Origin of the sequence: Variovorax sp. YR266 (assembly GCF_900107295.1) — a bacterium.
Taxonomy (GTDB): Bacteria; Pseudomonadota; Gammaproteobacteria; order Burkholderiales; family Burkholderiaceae_C; genus Variovorax.
Map to the genome: position 1 here is coordinate 370,939 of NZ_FNPM01000001.1, position 16,894 is coordinate 387,832.

A 16,894-nucleotide genomic window follows, 5' to 3' on the forward strand; every position below is an offset into this window, starting at 1 on the left:
CTGGCTACTCGGCTTCCAGACGCTGCGCCACTTCGTGCTTGCTCAGCCCGCGCACCGAAGCAAGGTTCTCGAGTTGCGCTGCCCTGGGCCGGGCCTTGCCCTGTTCCCAGTGGTAGATCGTCTGGCCCGACACGCCCACCAGCTTTCCATAAGACGCGGCGGAAATACCCAGCTTCGTGCGATGCGCAGCCAGGCGCCCGGCACTGAAGCGGCGCTTGGTTCCGCTTTCATCCGACTCGTCGGGTTCGCTCGCGCGTGCGCTGCGGGCCGTGCCTTTGGCAACGTTGCGCAGTTCCTTCTCCAGTGAACTCACCTGGCGGCGCAATGCCGCTATGGCCGCGCGGTGATGAACCGATGCCTTCTTGAGGGTTTCCATTTCTGCGCGGACTTCCTTGCGGGCGACACGCGAGATCTCAGATTTAAGGATGGATGCAATGTTTGGCATGCCGGCATTGTGCCCAGCAAATGTAAACACGGGACAAGAATGTCAAATCTTGGATCAAATTTGAATCTTTTGATTACAAAGCGAAGATCCGCGTCATTGCGACCCACTTCTCCCCTTCGGGTGTCCATGGCGTGGGCGCCTGGAACTTCCACATCAGTTCTTCCCACTCCCTGATCTTTGGATTGCTCCGCGTGGCAAGCGCCATGGCATCGGCGTCGTAGCGAGCATCGTCCGTCTCCATCAGCATCACCATCCGCGTACCGAGCCGGTAGATCTCCATGCCCGTTATGCCGTGCGCATTCAGGTGCTCGCGCACCTCGGGCCAGATGCTGCGGTGATAAGCCTCGTACTCGGCGATCAATACAGGGTCGTCTTTCAAATCGAGGGCCAGGAAATGGCGCATGGCTTGTTCCGATCAAAGCAGGGAATCAATCAGGTCAGCGCCCGGTCCAGATGCGTATATCCGCCGTCCACAAACACCCATTGCCCGGTGGTGTGCGCGGCACGCTCCGACAACAGGAACACGACGTTGTCCGCAACCTCCTGTGGAGTCGTCATGCGGCGGCCAAGCGGGATCTTGTCGGTGATCTCCGCGAGCTTGCGATCAGGCTCGTCGAACGCGGAAATCCAGCGCTGGTACAGCGGCGTCATCACCTCGGCCGGGATCACCGCGTTCACGCGAACGCCGTCCTCCAGCAATGAAGCAGCCCACTCACGCGTCAGCGACAGTTGCCCGCCCTTGGCGGCGGTGTAGCCGCTGGTGTTGCCCTGCCCCGTTATTGCCGTCTTCGACGAGATGTTCACGATCGCGCCGCGGCTGGCCTTCAGGTGCGACAGGCAGTAATGCGCCATCACGTAGCAATGGACGAGGTTGCGTTCGAGTGAACGTACGAAGGCCTCGCGTCCTGCCTCCAGCCCCACGCTGTCGTTCACACCTGCGTTGTTGACCAGGCCATCGATGCGACCGAACTCGGCAGCGGTATCGGCAATGGCCTTGGCACAAGCGGTTTCTTCCATCAGCTCGAACTGGAAGAACCGCGCACGCGGCTGCAGCGAGCGCAATGCCTCTTCAAAAGGCGCTTCGAGCGGATTCTTCCCGCAGATCACAGGCACCGCGCCCTCCTGTGCCAGCGTCATCGAAATGGCCGCGCCGATTCCGCTGCCGCCACCGGTAACGATCACCACCTTGTCCTTCAGATTCAGGTCCATGCTGTGCGATGCCTTTCCTTATCCACGAAAGCGGTATTTCTCCAGCGACTCCGGCTTCATCGTGATCGAGAAGCCCGCGCCCTTCGGCGGCATGTAGGCCGCATTGCGAATCTCGCAGGGTTCGACGAAGTGCTCGTGCAGGTGGTCGACATACTCGACCACGCGGCCTTCGTGCGTGCCCGAGATGCAGAGGTAGTCAATCATCGACAGGTGCTGCACGTACTCGCACAGCCCCACTCCCCCTGCATGCGGGCACACGGGCAGTTTGTACTTCGCGGCCATCAGCATCACCGCAAGAATCTCGTTCACGCCGCCTAGCCTGCACGCGTCGATCTGCACCACGTCGATGCCGCCGCGCATGATGAACTGCTTGAACATGATGCGGTTCTGGCACATCTCGCCCGTGGCCACTTTCACCGGTGCGATGCCCTCGCGAATCTTGCGGTGGCCTTCCACGTCGTCGGGGCTGGTGGGTTCCTCGATGAACCACGGCTTGGCAAACGCCAGCTGACGCACCCAGTCGATGGCCTGGCCCACTTCCCACACCTGGTTGGCGTCGATCATCAGGTGCCGGTCGGGCCCGAGCACCTCGCGCGCCACGCGCAGGCGGCGGATGTCGTCCTGCAGGTCGCGCCCCACCTTCAGCTTGATGTGGTTGAAGCCCGCATCCACAGCCTCTTGCGCGAGGCGCCGCAGCTTCTCGTCGGAGTAGCCCAGCCAGCCGGCCGATGTGGTGTAGCAGGGGTAGCCCTCGGCCTGCAGTGTGGCGATGCGTTCGGCCTTGCCAACGGCCGCCGCGCGCAGCAGGGCCAGTGCCTCATCCGGCGCGATGCAGTCGGTGATGTAGCGAAAGTCGATGCATCGCACCAGCTCCTCGGGGCTCATGTCGGCCACCAGCTGCCACACAGGCTTGCCTTCGGACTTGGCCCACAGGTCCCACATCGCATTGACCACCGCGCCGGTCGCAAGATGAATCGCGCCCTTGTCGGGGCCGATCCAGCGCAGCTGGCTGTCCGATGTCACGTGCCGCCAGAAGTGGCCCATGTCCTCGGCCACCCACGCCAGGTCGAGCCCAACGACCAGATGCCGCATCGCCTCGATGGCCGCGCAGCAGATCTCGTTGCCGCGGCCGATGGTGAAGGTGAGGCCGTGGCCTTCGAGCCCCGGCTGGTCGGTTTCGAGCACGACGTACGCCGCCGAATAGTCGGGGTCGGGGTTCATCGCATCGGAGCCGTCCAGATGCTGCGAGGTGGGAAAGCGCACGTCGAGCACGCGCATGGATCGGACGATGGTCATGGGACTTTGCGGGCGAGCGATCAGTCGTACAGCACCGCTGCGATCTTCGGATCGGCGATGTTGGTCTTGTCGTACCAGAAGAACCCGGTGTCGACCACCTTCGGCAGCTTCTCGCCCTTGATGGCCTTCACGGCCATCTCGACGGTCTTGTAGCCCATGCCTACGGGGTTCTGCGTGATGGCGCCGGCCATGCTGCCGTCCATGATGGCGTTCTTCTGCTGCTTGCCGGAGTCGTAGCCGATAATCACGACCTTGCCGTTGCGCTTCATCTCCTTCACGCCATTGACCACGCCGATGGCAGAGCCTTCATTGGCGCCGAAGATGCCCTTGAGGTTTGGCGAGGCTTGCAATATCGACTTGGTGATCTCGGTCGACTTCAACTGGTCGCCGCCGCCGTACTGCACGCTCACGATCTTGATGTTCGGGTAGGTCGACTTGATGCGGTTCACGAAGCCGTCGCGCCGGTCGACGCCCGTGCGGCTGGTCTGGTCGTGCACCACCAGCGCGACTTCGCCGCTCTTGCCGATCAGCTCGGCCATCTTGTCGGCTGCGAGCGCGGCGGCAGCCTTGTTGTCGGTGGTCGTGGTGGTCACGGGAATGTCGCTGTCCACGCCCGAGTCGAATGCCACCACCGGGATCTTCGCGGCCTGCGCCTTCTTCAGCAGCGGAATGGCCGCCTGGCTGTCGAGCGCGGCAAAGCCGATGGCCTGCGGCTTCTTGGCGAGCGCGGCAGAAAGCATGTCGATCTGCTTGTCGACCATGGCCTCGGTCTCGGGGCCTTCGAAGGTGACCTTGACCTTGTAGTCTTTCGCGGCCTGCTCGGCGCCCGACTTCACGGCCTGCCAGAACTGGTGCTGGAAGCCCTTGGACACGAGCGGGATGTAGACCTCTTGCGTCTGTGCCTGCGCGATGCCGGCAAGGCCGATGAGCGCCGCGCCCAGCGTGCACGCAACGGCTGTTCTTCTCTGGATCATGCGAAGTCTCCTGTGGTTGTAGAACGAAACGAAATCGAGGGGAATCAATGCGTCTTGCTGCCGCGGCGGCGCAGGATGTCGGCATACACGGCCAGGATGATGATCACGCCCGTGACCACCGTCTGCCACTCCTGCGCGACCGAAAGAATGCGCAGGCCGTTGGTGAGCACGCTCATGATGAAGGCGCCGATGATCGTGCCGACGATGGTGCCGGTGCCGCCGCTGAGCGACGTGCCGCCGATGACGACGGCCGCAATGGCGTCGAGCTCATAGCCCTGCCCCAGCGCGGGCTGCGCTGAATTCAGCCGCGAAGCAATCAAGAGGCCCGCAATGCCGCAGATGCCACCGCTCACCGTGTACACCACGATCTTCCAGAAGTCGGTGTTCACGCCCGAAAGGCGCACCGCTTCTTCATTGCTGCCGAGCGCGAAGGTGTAGCGGCCCAGGATGGTCTTGTTGAGCACGATGCTCGCGGCCACCGCCACCAGGAACAGGATCAGCACCGCATTGGGAATCGGCAGCGCCGGAATGAAGTAGCCGATGAGCGAGTCTTGCGAGATCGCCGGAAAGTCCGGCGTGTCGTTGAAGTAGATCGGCTTGGTGCCTGAAATCACCAATGACAAGCCCTTGAGCAGCATCATCATGCCCAGCGTCGCGATGAAGGGCGGTATCTTGAGCTTGGCGATCAGCACGCCAGAGACAAAGCCTGCCAGCGCGCCGAAGAGAATCGCGGCCGCAATGCCGAGTGCGAGCGGCATGCCCATGTAGGTGAGCACCACGCCGGCCATGACGGCGCAGAAGGTCATCAGCGTGCCAACCGACAAATCGATGCCCGCGGTGATGATGACGAAGGTGCAGGCAATGGCCAGCACGCCGTTCACCGCTGTCGACTGCAGGATGCTCACGAGGTTGTCGGCCTGCAGAAACTGCGGCGACGCGACGCTGAAGAACACCATCAGCGCGACGAGGCTGGCAAAGGCCAGCAGCTTCTGCCTGGTGGCGGGGCGGAAGAGCCGTGCCCTCAGCGAGAAGCCGGGCGTGACAGCGGTGGTGGCGGTGGGGGTCGTCAAAGGGTGTCTCCAATCGTCATGCGGTGGCAGCAGCGGTGGTTTCACGCCGGGTGGCGAGCTGCATGATCTTTTCCTGCGAGGCTTCGCGCGCCGGCAGCTCGCCGGTGATGCGGCCTTCGCACATCACGAGCACGCGATGGCTCATGCGCAATATCTCGGGCAGCTCCGAAGAGATGATCACGATGGCCTTGCCCTGCGCGGCAAGCTCGTTGAGCAGGCGGTATATCTCGGCTTTGGCGCCCACGTCGATGCCGCGCGTGGGCTCGTCGAAGAAGAGCACGCCGCAGTCGCGCAGCAGCCACTTGGCGATCACGATCTTCTGCTGGTTGCCGCCCGACAGCAGCCGCACCTGCTGGCGCACCGAAGGCGTCTTGATGCTGAGCTGCTTCACGTAGCGCTCGCCGGCCGCCTCGATGGCGCCCTGGTCGATGAACAGGCCCATCGACAGGAACTTCTTCATGCTCGGCAGCGCGATGTTGGTTTCCACGTCCATGCCGGTGGCCAGGCCGAAGTGCTTGCGGTCTTCCGACAGGTAGCCGATGCCGTGCGCCACCGCGTCCTCGGGCGACTTGATCGACACCTTCTTGCCGTGCACGAAGACCTCGCCCACGTCGATACGGTCGGCACCGAACACGGCGCGCGCCAGCTCGGTGCGGCCCGCGCCCATCAGGCCCGCAAAGCCGAGGATCTCGCCGCGGCGCAGCATGAAGCTCGCGTTGCGCACCATCGTTCCGCGGCAGATGCCCCTGGCCTCGAGCACGATCTCGTTGCCCGAGGTGTCGGGCATGTCGGTTTCCACTTCCGCGAGCTGGCGGCCCACCATCATGGCGATGAGCGAATCCATCGGCGTTTCGGCCATCGGCACGGTGGCGATGTACTGGCCGTCGCGCATCACGGTCACGCGGTCGGCGATGCGCTTGAGCTCGTCCATCTTGTGCGAGATGTAGACGATGGCCACGCCCCGCGACTTCAGCCGCCCGATGATGCGGAACAGGTCGGCCACCTCTTCGTTGTTCAGCGCGGCGGTGGGCTCGTCCATGATGAGCACGCGTGAGTCGAACGACAGCGCCTTGGCGATCTCCACCATCTGCTGCTTGGCCACCGTGAGCTCACCGACCGGCGTGCGCGGGTCGAGCCGCAGGTTCATGCGCTCGAAGATGCGTTGCGTCTCGGCGCACATGGCTTCTTCGTCGATGAAGAGGCCGAAGCGCCCGCGCGGCTCGCGGCCGATGAAGATGTTCTGCGCGGCGCTCAGGTGGTTCATCAGGTTGAGCTCCTGATGGATGATGCCGATGCCCAGGGCCTGCGCAGCGCGCGGGCTCGCGATGTCCACGGGCTGGCCGTCGAGCAGCACTTCGCCGGAGTCCTTGCGGTACACGCCCGCCAGCACCTTCATCAGCGTGGACTTGCCCGCGCCGTTCTCGCCCATGAGCGCATGCACCTCGCCGGGCAGCAGATCGAACTGCGCCTTGTCGAGCGCGCGCACGCCGGCGAAAGACTTGCTCAGGTCGCGAAGGGTGACGATGGGTTGCGTCATGGGCAATCTCAGTGCGGTGACAGGTCGTAGAAGCGCTGCGCCGTGCCACGCCACACGCTGGCCTGCTCGCTCGGCGAAAGGCTGCCGATGCAGGCCTCGCTCACTGCGACCCAGCCCGCGTAGTTGCCGGCCAATGTGAGCACGGGCCAGTCGCTGCCCCACATCAGGCGATCGGGCCCGAACACGTCGAGCAGGTGCTCCCACACCGGGCGCACGGCGCGCACCGCCGCATCGACGTCGCCGTGCGTGAATGGCGGAGCCTCACCCCACAGCCCCGAGAACTTGCAGCACACCTGCGGCAGTGCCGCGACCGCTGCAATGCTCTTGCGCCATCGCTCGAAGTCTTCGCTGCCGTGCGCGCCGACGGGGGGCTTGGCCCCATGGTCGACCACCACGGGCAGCTCCGGCCATTGCTTCAGGAAGCGCAGCAGCGGCGGCAGGTGCCGTTGCTTCACCAGCGCATCGAAGCGCAGGCCGAGCCGCAGCAAGGTGCGCAGCGCATCGGGACGCGGCCGGTGCGCGATCCAGTCGTCGTCGGGCAGGTCCTGCAGCATCGGCCGCACGCCCTTGAACCTGGGGTGCCGCGCCATCCGCTCCAGCGAGGCGACGGCGCCGGGCCGGCTCAGGTCGACCCAGCCGACCACGCCGCCGATGACGTCGTGCGCCGTGGCCAGGTCGAGCATGAAGTCGGTTTCGGCCTTCGACTCGGCGGCCTGCACCAGTACGGTCCGGCCCACGCCGTGAGCCTGCAGCAGCGGCGCGAGGTCTTCGGGCAGGAAGTCGCGCACCAGCGGGGCCAGCGCCGGCACGCTCGCGCTCAACCACGTGTAGTCGCCGCGTGCGGGCCGCCAGAAATGCTGGTGCGAGTCGATGCGCTGGATCATGTCGGGTCGCGGGCAGCGGTATGCTGCCGAACGCCTTGCCTCTCTAGTCCATGTGTGAACAGAGTATTTACATACGAACTTTTAGCGTCAAGCACACTTCATGGGTGCTTACCCGTAGAACGAAACTTGCAAAAAGCGATGTCTGCTGTTGAAATTCATCAGTGAACAAATCGATTCAAACCGACATCCTGAGCAAGCCAGCCGAAGACCCGGAGCGCTACCGCGCGCCCGCGCTCGACAAGGGCCTGGACATCCTCGAACTGCTGGCCGACCAGCCCGAGGGCCTGACGCGCGGCGAGATCGTGAAGGCGCTCGACCGTGGCCCGAGCGAGATCTACCGCATGCTCGAACGGCTGGTGGCGCGGCAGTACGTGCTGCGTTCGCTCGCGGGCGACCGCTACAGCCTGAGCCTGAAGATGTTCGACCTGGCGCACCGCTACCCGCCGAACCACCGGCTGGTCACGCAGGCGCTTCCGGTGATGGACCGCTACGTGAAGGAGGCCGAGCAGTCGTGCCACCTGGGCGTGTACGACCGGGGCAACGTTCAGATCGTGGCGCAGGTCAACAGCCCGGCGGCGAGCAACATGACAGTGCGGCCCGGCACACGCGTGAACCTGCTCGACACCGGTTCAGGCCAGGTGCTGCTGGCCTGCGAATCGGACGAGCGGCGCAAGCAGATGGTGGCCGAGCACGTGGCGCTCGACGGCGAGGTGCAGATACCGCCCGACGAGCTGGAGCACATGCTCGAAGCCGTCCGCGCCACCGGCTACCGGCAGCGCGAGAGCATGCAGTACTTCGGCGTGATCGACATCTCGTGCCCCATCCTCGGCCCGCACGGGCATGCGCTGGCGGTGCTCACCACGCCGTACATCCGGCGCATCGACCGCCATGCCATTCCGTCGCTGGACCGCGCGCGCGAACTGATGCTGCAGGCTGCGCGCGACCTTTCGCTGCTCGCGAACGCCTAGTTCCCGGGAGGCTTGGGCGCCTTCTTCTTTCGCCCGCCGATGGCCCCGGACGCCGCAGCCCCGAGGATGCGGCGAAAGGTGGGGCATTCCATGTGACTGGGCGCGCGGCACACAGCAGCGTGCCGCAGGCCGTCGCGCATGGCGCTCAGGCTGCGGATCGTCCTGTCGAGTTCTTCCGCCTTGGCTGTGAGCATCAACCGGTCGATGCGCGGCTGCCCGTTGGGCCCGAACATGCGCGCGATCTCGTCCAGAGAGAAGCCGGCGGCGCGCCCCAGTGCAATGAGTGCGAGCCGCTCCAGCACGCCGGCATCGAACAGGCGGCGCAGGCCTTGCCGCCCGGTCGAGGCGATCAGCCCCTTCTCGTCGTAATAGCGCAGCGTCGAGGCGGGCACGCCGGAGCGCTGCGCAACCTCGCCGATATCCAGATGTTTCATTACCCTCTTGACCTCAAGCCGACTTGAACTTGCATAGTGCGTTTTCCGCCTCATGAAGGCAAGCCAAAGGAAACGACCATGGACGACACCACCCCGCAGGCCGGCGACGAACAGGCAAGGCTCTGGAACGGCTCGGCCGGACGCGCCTGGGTCGACACGCAGGCAACGCTCGACCGCCTGTTCCAGCCCTTCGAAGACCTGCTCGTCGAGGCTGCGTCCGCCCGCCCAGGAAGCCGCGTGCTCGACGTGGGCTGCGGCACCGGCAGCACCACGCTCGCATTCGCACGGCTGCACGGCGCCGAAGGCGGTTGCGTCGGCATCGACATCTCGGAGCCGATGATTGCCGTCGCCCGCAGCCGCGCCGAGCGCGAAGGCTCGCCGGCAAGCTTCATCTGCGCCAACGCGCAGACCCATGCCTTCGAGCCCGCGAGCTTCGACAGCATCATGTCGCGCTTCGGCGTGATGTTCTTCGACGACCCCGTGCGGGCCTTTGCCAACCTGCGGACTGCCGCAAGGGACAACGCCGAGCTGCGCTTCATCGCCTGGCGCAGTGCGGCAGAAAACCCGTTCATGACCACCGCCGAGCGTGCCGCCGCGCCGCTGCTGCCGAACCTCCCCGCCCGCCGGCCGGATGCGCCCGGCCAGTTCGCCTTCGGCGACAAGCGCCGGATCCACGCCATCCTCGAAGAGAGCGGCTGGGCCGACATCGACATCCAGCCCATCGACGTGCCCTGCACCATGCGCGAGACAGAACTGCTTGGCTACCTGAGCCGGCTCGGCCCCGTCGGCAATGTGCTTCAGCAGGCGGACGAGCGCATGCGTGCACGGGTCATCGACACGGTGCGTGCCGCCTTCGAGCCTTTTGTGCATGGCGACGAAGTGCGCCTGACCGCCGCCTGCTGGATGGTCGTTGCACGCGCACCTTGAAAGCACCGGAGCGCGCCGCACGAACTCCTGCAAGCCTTGCACACGTATCGCCTCCCTTACACTGCCCTTCATGAGTACGCAGGGCTCACCCTCATCCGCGCCAGGCAACACGATCACGGGCGCAGATGCACCGCCTGGCCCCGGCGACTCCCATGCCCAGCTGGTTCGCGAACGCCTGTTGCGCCGCATGTTCGTGATGGGCCCGCCCACGGTGCTCACAGCGCTGGCCGCAGCCATCGCGATGGCCGGCGTGTTCTTCTGGATGACGCGCGGGCTCGGCGCATTGATATGGGGCTTCGTGATCTGCGCGCTGCTCGGCCTGAGGCTGGTGTTCATGCGCTGGAACGCGCGTCTGTACCCGGAGCCCGAGTTCACCTTGCGCCAGCCCGACGGCGCGTGGCGCTTCATGTGCCCGCTGGGCGCCTACATGTCCATGTGGACGCTGGCGCCCTGGGCGCTGATGCCGCCGGGTACGGAATCGCCCATGCGAATCCTGATACTGCTGCTGGGCATGTTCGCCGTGCTGATGGGCTCGGTGCCGGTGATCGCCACATGGCGCGCCATGGTGCCTGTGGTCACCATTCCGCTCACGCTGGGCGTGGTGACGCGCTTCGCGTGGATGGGCGGCACGGACGGCTGGTTCACCTGCGTGGTCGGCCTGCTGTTCGGCGGCTCGATGGCGCGCTACGCACTGTCGCAGCACCAGCTCATCCGGCGCAGCCTGTCTGACCAGATCGACAAGGAACTGCTGAGCGAGCAGCTGCTGCGCCAGTCGTTCGAGCTGCAGCGGCTCAACCGCGAGCGCAGCCGATTTTTCGCGTCGGCCAGCCATGACCTGCGCCAACCCGTGCATGCACTGGCGCTGTTCTCGCGCTCGCTGGAGCGCGACCTCGCGGACCACCCGCTTGCCCCCGTGGCCGGCCGCGTCGTGCAGGCGACCGACGCAGTGAGCGGCCTGCTCAACGCGATGCTGGACATCTCCAAGATCGATGCGGGCACGGTGGTGCCCCAGCCCATGGAGATCGCCGTGGACCCGCTGTTCCTGCGGCTGTCACAGCTCTTCGAGCCGCGCGCCCAGCAGGCGGGGCTCTCGCTGCGGTTCCATACCGGGCCCGAATGGCTGAAAACCGATGCCGACCTGCTGCTGCGCGTGCTGACCAACTTCGTCGACAACGCCCTCAAGTACACACGGCACGGCGGCATTCTTGTGAGCGCGCGACCACGCGGCGACCGTTTGCGCCTGGCCGTGTGGGACACAGGCCTGGGCATCGCACCCGAGCATCTGCCTCATGTGTTCGACGAGTTCTACCAGGTCGACAACCCGCAACGTGATGTCGCGCGTGGCCTGGGCATCGGGCTGGCCATCGTCAAGCGCCTGGTCGACCTGCTCGGCGGTGAAGTCGGCGTGCGTTCCCGGCAGGACCATGGCAGCGTGTTCTGGGTCGACCTGCCGCGCCGACCACCGGCACCGGCAGCCCCGGCCCTAGCGCCCACGGCTACACCCGCTCCCGCCGCGATCGACACCACGGAGCTACCGCTGGTGCCGCCACGCGTACTGCTGCTCGACGACGAGCAACCTGTGGGTGAGGCGGTGCGCATGTGGCTGGCACCCTACTGCGAGCGCATCGAAATCACCACCCGGCTGTCCGATGCCTGCGCACAGGTGCGGGCAACGCCGGAAGACTTCGACGCTTTCATCGTCGACTTTCGGCTTGCTGACCCGCAGGACGGCATCCAGGCGACCGCGGAACTGCGCCAGCTTGCCGGCCGTCGCGTGCCCACGATCCTGGTCACGGGCGATACCGACCCCGAGCGTGTGCGTGCCGCTTACGCCAGCGATCTGGTCGTGATGTTCAAGCCGGTTCAGCCGGAGGTGCTGCTGCGCACCCTGCACCAGATCATCCGCAGCGAGGAAAGGGAGCCAGCCCTCAGTCCGCGTAGACGCCAGCCGCCTTGATCACAGGCGTCCACTTGGCGATCTCTTCGATCACGAACTTCTTGTGACCTGCGGGCTCGATGCGCCCATCAGTAGCCACCACGGCGCCCAGCAGCTCTTCACGATGGATGAAGTCCGGGTCTTTCAGCGCAACCTTCAGCGCGTCATTCAGCTTCTTCAGCACCGGCGCAGGCGTGCCCTTCGGCGCATAGAGACCGTGCCAGATGGTGACCTGGAAGTTCTTCAGCCCGGCTTCGTCAAGCGTCGGCAAGTCTTTCAGCATCGGCAGCGCAAGCCGCTTCGACGTGGTGACCGCAAAGGCCTTCACCTTGCCGGCCTGGATCTGCGGCGTGGTGTTGGTGGTCTGGTCGCACAGCAGGTCGATCTGGCCGCCGATCAGGTCGGTGATGGCCGGGGCGGTGCCCTTGTAGGGCACGGGCGTCATCTCGGTCTTGGTGGCGCTCTGGTACAGCAGGCCGCACAGGTGCGAGGCCGAGCCCACGCCCGCGTTGCCGATGTTGATCTTGCCCTTGTTGGCGGCGATCCAGGTGCTCAGTTCCTTGTAGTTGCTGGCGGGAATGCTGGGCTTGGAGATGAGCGTCATCGGCACGTCGTTGACGATGCCCAGGTATTCGAAATCGGTTTCGACCTTGAACGGCACGTTGCGCACCAGGCTCGGCACGGTCGCCATCGCGATGTGGTTGAGCAGCAGCGTGTAGCCGTCGGGTGCGGCGCGCGCCACCTTGGCCGCGCCGATGGAGCTGCCGGCACCGGGCACGTTGTCGATGATGACGGTGTTGCCGCCGAGCGGCTTGCGCAGCGCCTCGGCAAGGTCGCGCGCCACGCGGTCGGTCGGGCCGCCGGCCGCGAAGGGCACGACGATGGTGACGGGCTTGCTGCCCGGAAAGTCCTGCGCGTGGGCAGCGACGGCGGCAGCGGCGATCGCCGCGAGGGCGAACAGTTTCTTCATGGAGTCTCCGGGACGTTGGAAAAAAGAGGATGAAAAAATTGGATCAGGGCGCGCGTGACGGCACGCGGCTTTCGAGCGCGGGCGGCTGCCACGTGCGCTGGATGTGACAGCCGTTCTTGCCGTCGGCATCGTAGCGAGGCATCAGCGACTTGCAGCGCTGCGCGAGGCTTTCGGGCGTGGGCTTCTCGCCCTTGTCGATCCAGTCGAGCAACACGGCAAAGAGCGCGGGATATTCCGAATCGCTGAGGTAGCTGTGCTCGCGCTCGTTGCTGAAGCTCTGCACCAGCAGGTCACCGGTGCCTGCCGCATCGCGGATGCGGCGATAGGAATTCTCCAGTTCGACGAAAGCGGTCGGGTCGTCGATGGCATGCAGGCCCACGGTGGGCAGCGCGGTGCGGCCGGTGGGCTGGCTGTCGGCCGCCAGTGCGCCCTTGGCCTGCGGGTCGGCCGCGTAGCGCGCCACGCCGGCATTGAGCGCAGCATCGTCGGCCGAGCCGCTGTAGACCACGCCGATGTTGCCGAAGGGGTTGCGGCCGTTCAGCCGTTTCTGCACCAGGTCCTGGAACAGCCAGGTCGCCCATGTGAGGTGCCCCACCAACGAGCGCTCCTGGATCTTCACGACCGAAAGAATGGTCTTCAGTTTCGCCGCCTGCTCCGGCGTGCGCTGCGCGGCGGGCAGGCCGACGCCGGTACATGCCTTCACGCGTTCTGCAAGTTCGGCACGCGTGAGCTTCGAGTCCATCGGCAGGCCCATCCACAGCGGGTACTGCGGCTCGTCGGGGCGCGGGTGGTTGCGGCAGACGTACTGGTACACCACGCGCAGGTCGAGCCGGAAGTCGTAGGCGCTGTTGCCGCCGCCGAGCACGCCGCTGGTCAGCAGCAGGCCGTCGTATGGGCTCTTCGCGCCGCCGGCCGGCGCATACAGCTCGGCCGCTTTCGCCGCCACGCCCGCGCCGTAGCTCTGCCCGTGCAGCAGCGTGCGGCGCGGCTGGCCGAAGTGGCGCACGAAGATCTGGCGCAGGCGCTCGGTGTCTTCGGCCGACATGGTCACGCCGTAGCCGCCGCGCCGGTAGGTGGAGCCAGCCCAGGCGTAGCCGGCCTTCACGGTGACGGCCCAGCGCTTGAGGTCTTCCGCGCTGCGCTCGAGCTTGGGCGGTCCGGTCTCGGGGCCGCCGTGGGCGTGCATGACGAGCACGCCGCGGTTCCAGTCCTTCGGAATGGCGATCCAGTAGAGGGCGCCCATGCCGTCCTCACCGGTGTAGCAGCGCGCGGCCTCAGGCACCGGCGCGGGGCAGGTGGTGGCCTTGGGTGCGGTCGCCGCCGCATGCGCGGACAACATCGGCGCAGCGCCGATCAGTGCGAATGCCGCGAGGCTGGACAGTCGTTTTTTCAATGGCGTACTCCGAATTCGAGCGCCGCGTTCGCTCCCGGGTCGGAGACGAAGGCGAGAACGCCGCTGTTGAAGATGAAATTGCCCGGTCGGCCCGCATCGGCCTGCACCACGCCCAGCACGGGCGCGTCGTAGCTCAGCACCGCGGCAGCACCCGCCAGATTGAAACCGTTGCCGGCCACCGTGGCATCGTGGTTCTCGCCCTTGACACTGACCAGCGCATAACTCCCGTCGGCCGTGCCGGGCGTCAGGCTCTGCTGCAGGCCGAACACACGCAGCCCCGCATTCGCGGCCGACTCGCGCACCAGGTGCACCGGCACGGCCACGCCGTTGACGAGGCCGATCACCATCGAGCCGGTGAGCGTGCCGCCGGTGGTCACGGCGCTGCCCGTGGGCGAGGTGGTGAACAGGTCGAACGAGGCGCGCGTGGTGTTGTAGGCGACGTAGCCCTTCTCGGTCTGCGTGCAGTTGGCGTCGTAGATCATGAAGCCGCCCGACACCGGGTCGCGGCAGTACTGGAAGGTGCCCGCATTGCGCAGCCGCACGGCCAGCGACTGCGCGCTGGTGCCGCCCGTGCCCTGCTGCACGCCCACCGCGTTGAAGATGTTCGCCACCGACTTGAAGTCGCCCGACACCGGCGCCGCCGCGAAGGTGTTCTGGAACGCCACCAGGGGCGCAAAGCCGCCGCCGCTGGGCGCATTCACGCCGCCCGACACCACGCCGCCGGGCCCGAAGCTGAACACCGCGCCGCTCTCGGCGCTCGAATAGCTGCAGTTGCCCTCGGCAATGAGCGAGCCGGTGCGTTGCGTGCCCACGGTGCGCTGCAGGCTGGCGTCGATGGTTATGGCGTAGGTCATGGCGGCGGGGTCGATCTGCACGCGCAGCTCTTCGCCGAAGCTGTTGCCGCCCTTGTAGCTGGTGACGGAGGCGGGCAGGTTCGGGCAGGCCAGCGGGTCGCCGACCTCGGTCACGCAGCTGTAGTTGACGGCCGCGTCCAGGCTGCCGCTGCCGCGGTACTTGGGCCATGCCGGAAAGCGGCACAGCGGGCGCGTGCGGCCATAGGTGCCGGCCACCGCGTCGGCCGCGATGCCGGTGGCGGGCGCGAGGCCGCCCTCTACCCAGCCTTCGAGCGCGGCGAGCGAGTCCCAGTTGGGAATGAAGCTGCCGGTGCCATGGCCCATGCCGGGCACGGTGTAGAAGCGCATGCCCTGGTCGACCGCCGCCTGGCCCAGCGTGGCGACGACCTGCTTGTAGTAGTCGATGGTCGAGTTGTTGCTGATCACCTCGTCGGCCAGCCCGTGCAGCATGATGAGCCGGCCGCCATGGCCGAAGAACGGTGCCAGGTTGGGGTTGGTCGCGTCCGTGAGGTTCGATACCGCCGTCACTCGCGCGGTGTAGGTGCCCGGGTCAAGTGGGTCGAAGGTGAGCGAATCGAAGGCGTCGATGCGCGTGACGAAGTACTTCACCCACTGGTCGCCGGTGACGTACATGTTGGCGTCCAGCGAGGTCGCCGGGTTGCCCGGCACGGCGCGCGTGCCGAGGTCGCGCGTGGTGTACGGGCCGGCCACCAGCGTGCCTTCGAGGATGTTGTAGCCGCCCGCGCGCTTCACGCCGTTGGCCAGCGAGTAGGTCGTGAAGTCCAGCGGGTTCTCGATGGCGCGCACGGTGTCGAGCTGCGCGTCCGACAGGCAGGTGTTGCCCGTGTCCGTGCCGCCGGGGCAGCGCAGCGAGGCCAGGATCTGCATGTTCAGCAGGCGGCAGCTCTCCACGTTGCTGATGAGGTTGTCGGCTGCGCCGTCGAGCTTGTCGCAGGCGTTCATCACGGTCTTCTGCACCAGCAGCGTCTTGGTCACGTTCATCCAGCCCGCGCCGCCGTTGCGGTACAGGGCGCGGCCCACGGCCACGTTCGACAGGCGCGTGCCGGTGTAGTTGAGCGCGGGTTCGTTGGCGATCACGCCGTCGTAGTCCAGCGGCCAGCGCTGGATGTAGCTCAGCGCGTCGCGCCCGCCGGTCGAGGTGCCGAGAAAGTAGGCGTGCTTGGGCGCCATGCCGTAGCGCGCGAGCACCAGCGCCTGCGCCACGTCGCGCGTCTTCTTGAGCGAGAGGCCGCCGTAGTTGGCCAGCTGCTCGTCGTTGGCCGCGAACTTGCCGTCGGTGATGCTGCCCGACTGGTGGCCCGAGTCGTCGCCGTAGGTGGCGTAGCCCAGCGCCAGCGGCGCGGGCTTGTCGGCGGGGCCGAAGCGGATGACCTCGGTGCCGTCGATGAGCACGCCGTCGAAGCCGCCGCCGCCGAAGTGGATGGTCTTCTGGTTCCACTTCTCGGGCAGGTTCACCGCGAAGTTGATGACCTGCGAAGCGGGGTCCACCGGCTGGATGGTGCCGCGCACGCGGCAGTAGTCGCCGAGCGTGTTGCCCACGTCGCCCGCGGCCACGGGCGTGGCACTGGTGACGGTGGCGCCTTGCGTGGGCAGACTGATGAGCGAGGCGGGCAGGCTCTTGCCCGACAGGTCGGCACAGGAGACAACCGGCTGCACGGGCGGGGGCGGCGGGTTGTCGGGCGGGCCGTCCGGCGGGTTGTCGGCGGGCGGGTTATTGCCGTCGCTGGCGGGCGGGGTTGTGGGCAGGATCGGGAGGAAGCCGGCACCGCCGCCTCCCCCACCGCCGCCACCACAGGCGACAAGGATCAGCGAAATACCGATCGCGGAAACGACGGCACGAAACATCGAGGCGGGGCGCGTTGTGCGCATGGATTTGTCTCCGGCATGCGGCCTCGGTGGGCCGCTTTTTGAATAGGCGGCCGGACGATAGATTCAGGGTGACTTAGGGTCAAATAAAATAACAAGGCACTCTTCAT

Annotated in this window: 15 protein-coding genes; 3 read left to right on the top strand and 12 right to left on the bottom strand. The window is 66.3% G+C overall.

Annotated features, from left to right (window positions below):
- Positions 1–4 precede the first annotated feature (4 nt).
- The 8 genes from BLW48_RS01760 to BLW48_RS01795 all read right to left on the bottom strand — a co-directional run bounded on the left by BLW48_RS01760 (position 5) and on the right by BLW48_RS01795 (position 7,415).
- Positions 5–445, bottom strand: coding sequence for a helix-turn-helix domain-containing protein (locus BLW48_RS01760; RefSeq protein WP_093172277.1), 441 nt, complete (start codon positions 443–445; stop codon positions 5–7).
- Positions 446–518: 73 nt separating this feature from the next.
- Positions 519–848, bottom strand: a complete 330-nt coding sequence (locus BLW48_RS01765; protein WP_093172279.1) for an L-rhamnose mutarotase — start codon at positions 846–848, stop codon at positions 519–521.
- Positions 849–877: 29 nt separating this feature from the next.
- The gene (locus BLW48_RS01770; protein WP_093172281.1) at positions 878–1,654 is read right to left on the bottom strand and encodes an SDR family oxidoreductase; all 777 of its coding nucleotides are present in this window, start codon (positions 1,652–1,654) and stop codon (positions 878–880) included.
- 18 nt (positions 1,655–1,672) lie between these two features.
- Positions 1,673–2,950, bottom strand: coding sequence for an L-fuconate dehydratase (locus BLW48_RS01775; protein WP_093172283.1), 1,278 nt, complete (start codon positions 2,948–2,950; stop codon positions 1,673–1,675).
- Positions 2,951–2,970: 20 nt separating this feature from the next.
- Positions 2,971–3,924, bottom strand: coding sequence for an ABC transporter substrate-binding protein (locus tag BLW48_RS01780; RefSeq protein WP_093049126.1), 954 nt, complete (start codon positions 3,922–3,924; stop codon positions 2,971–2,973).
- 44 nt (positions 3,925–3,968) lie between these two features.
- The gene (locus BLW48_RS01785; protein ID WP_093049123.1) at positions 3,969–4,994 is read right to left on the bottom strand and encodes an ABC transporter permease; all 1,026 of its coding nucleotides are present in this window, start codon (positions 4,992–4,994) and stop codon (positions 3,969–3,971) included.
- Between the two features lie 16 nt (positions 4,995–5,010).
- On the bottom strand, positions 5,011–6,531 hold the full coding sequence (locus BLW48_RS01790) for a sugar ABC transporter ATP-binding protein (RefSeq protein ID WP_093172285.1): 1,521 nt from the start codon (positions 6,529–6,531) through the stop codon (positions 5,011–5,013).
- Positions 6,532–6,539: 8 nt separating this feature from the next.
- Positions 6,540–7,415: an amidohydrolase family protein gene (locus BLW48_RS01795; protein ID WP_093172287.1), complete on the bottom strand. Its 876-nt coding sequence runs from the start codon at positions 7,413–7,415 to the stop codon at positions 6,540–6,542.
- A gap of 188 nt (positions 7,416–7,603) precedes the next feature.
- Between BLW48_RS01795 and BLW48_RS01800 the strand changes: the two genes are divergently transcribed.
- The gene (locus tag BLW48_RS01800; protein ID WP_093050352.1) at positions 7,604–8,383 is read left to right on the top strand and encodes an IclR family transcriptional regulator; all 780 of its coding nucleotides are present in this window, start codon (positions 7,604–7,606) and stop codon (positions 8,381–8,383) included.
- Here the strand turns inward: BLW48_RS01800 and BLW48_RS01805 are convergent.
- Complete coding sequence (locus BLW48_RS01805; RefSeq protein ID WP_093049114.1) at positions 8,380–8,817, bottom strand: helix-turn-helix domain-containing protein; 438 nt, start codon at positions 8,815–8,817, stop codon at positions 8,380–8,382. The genes BLW48_RS01800 and BLW48_RS01805 overlap by 4 nt on opposite strands.
- Before the next feature lie 78 nt (positions 8,818–8,895).
- On the opposite strand from BLW48_RS01805, the gene BLW48_RS01810 reads away from it, so the two are divergent.
- Both BLW48_RS01810 and BLW48_RS01815 read left to right on the top strand, forming a co-directional pair.
- Positions 8,896–9,744: a class I SAM-dependent methyltransferase gene (locus tag BLW48_RS01810; RefSeq protein WP_093172289.1), complete on the top strand. Its 849-nt coding sequence runs from the start codon at positions 8,896–8,898 to the stop codon at positions 9,742–9,744.
- Between the two features lie 70 nt (positions 9,745–9,814).
- Entirely contained in the window at positions 9,815–11,701 is a 1,887-nt protein-coding gene (locus BLW48_RS01815) for an ATP-binding response regulator (protein WP_093172291.1), read from the top strand.
- Here BLW48_RS01815 and BLW48_RS01820 read toward each other — a convergent pair.
- From BLW48_RS01820 to BLW48_RS01830, 3 genes are read right to left on the bottom strand one after another with little or no spacing between them, the layout of a single operon-like run.
- On the bottom strand, positions 11,673–12,650 hold the full coding sequence (locus tag BLW48_RS01820; protein ID WP_093049105.1) for a tripartite tricarboxylate transporter substrate-binding protein: 978 nt from the start codon (positions 12,648–12,650) through the stop codon (positions 11,673–11,675). The two genes, BLW48_RS01815 and BLW48_RS01820, sit on opposite strands and share 29 nt — an antisense overlap.
- A 43-nt stretch (positions 12,651–12,693) precedes the next feature.
- The gene (locus BLW48_RS01825) at positions 12,694–13,989 is read right to left on the bottom strand and encodes an alpha/beta hydrolase family protein (RefSeq protein WP_371127538.1); all 1,296 of its coding nucleotides are present in this window, start codon (positions 13,987–13,989) and stop codon (positions 12,694–12,696) included.
- A gap of 50 nt (positions 13,990–14,039) precedes the next feature.
- Positions 14,040–16,787: a tannase/feruloyl esterase family alpha/beta hydrolase gene (locus BLW48_RS01830; RefSeq protein ID WP_093172295.1), complete on the bottom strand. Its 2,748-nt coding sequence runs from the start codon at positions 16,785–16,787 to the stop codon at positions 14,040–14,042.
- Between the last annotated feature and the right edge of the window lie 107 nt (positions 16,788–16,894).